Source organism: Oleiphilus sp. HI0125, from assembly GCF_001635355.1.
Map to the genome: position 1 here is coordinate 1 of NZ_LWGF01001307.1, position 1,420 is coordinate 1,420.

2 protein-coding genes are annotated in these 1,420 nt (G+C 43.0%); both read right to left on the reverse strand.

The genetic code is table 11. The features are described from left to right. On the reverse strand, positions 1–218 hold a 218-nt coding region (locus A3762_RS22515), incomplete at its 3' end, for a hypothetical protein (RefSeq protein ID WP_156493678.1). 152 nt (positions 219–370) lie between these two features. Continuing rightward, positions 371–1,420: sphingomyelin phosphodiesterase (locus tag A3762_RS22520; protein WP_068757720.1), on the reverse strand; the 1,050-nt coding region annotated here is incomplete at its 5' end.

Below are 1,420 nucleotides of genomic sequence, written 5' to 3' on the forward strand. Positions count from 1 at the left end.
AATAATAGTCTTTGATGTTGGAACGCATCAATTGAAATGTCTCTATGGATAAGGTGGTGCTGCTCAATACCGGTGCCTTCAAGTAATTTAGGCAAATCGACGCCTTGCATGATTAAAAACTTAATCATGGGTTTTAGCTGTTGAATGTTCAGAGAGAGCGCTTCTGCTTTTTGTTTTACGAAGCCTTTCTGATCTTCAATGTTGCATACTAAAGACATAGATCGACGATAACATTGCTATTTTTGTTTGAGCTCAAACGGTAACTCAAAAGTGCTGGTTACAATATTAATAATGCTCAGATAGAAAATTAGGTCACAAAAAAAGCGAACCAATTGGTTCGCTTTGTAAGGGTATAACAGAATCTTGCTTGTTATGGGTAGACAAACTCACCTTTAACAGGGAAGTGGTCTGATAAGTCCCAACGACCCCAGTGCTCAGATTCTATGCTACGAGGAAGTAGCAATGTGTTGCTAGAGCTGATTGGCGTAACGTGTTCATTTGAGTAAAGCACGTAGTCTAAGTACTCGTCATATTGATCATCTGCATACACGTTAATAGAGCCACCGTACGAGTAAGGGTAGTTTTCAAGTGCTGTTGGCTCTGTCGCATCCAGAACCGCCATCAAATCATCACGCTCCTGCGGGAAGTTTACCTTGTCGACATTAAAGTCGCCGGCATAGATAACAGGCTCATTCGCAGGGATGTGCTTGCTGTCTTTGAATGCTTTCAGTTCTGCTAGATGCTCAAAACGATTCGCAATGTCTTCAGGTGTTGTATAGGCGCGAACGTGCGTACCGAACAAGTTGTACGTTTTGCCAAGCTTATTGATTTTTGCGTAAACCGCACCTTTTGATGCAAGGCAGTCTTCGCGGATACATGCTTGATAAACAATGTTGTCTTCTACTTCGATTGGCCACTTAGATGCGATAAATATACCGCCGTTTAGAATGCGGCCAAGCTCGAAAGGAATCTCAGTCAGGTAAGGGTATTCACCTTTGATGTGATCGCGGAAGTAGTTTGATGACGCTAGATCATGTGCTTCTTGGAATACGATCGCGTCATAACCTGGTACTACCATGTGTGCGATTGAGTGGAAGCGATCGTAGGTGTTTTCAGCAGTAATACCTGGTAGTAGACCCCAAATGTTGTAGGTCAATACGTTGAAGCTGTTTGCATTGGCTTCATCTCGAACCTGTTGTTCAAGGTTTGGTTGGATGATGTAATGAAAATCATCGCCTGAAGCGCGTGCGTAGCTTGCTTTGTATGCGAGCGTTGCATCTTGGCCATCAAAGCTGATGTGCTGTTTGTAGATGTCTCGGTCATCCTTCCAGTTGTCATAATTTGCGCTGTGCTTGATGTTACTAAAGGTCATTGTGCCTTTTAGTTTTTGTTGCAATACAACGCTAGAACTCTGACCTTG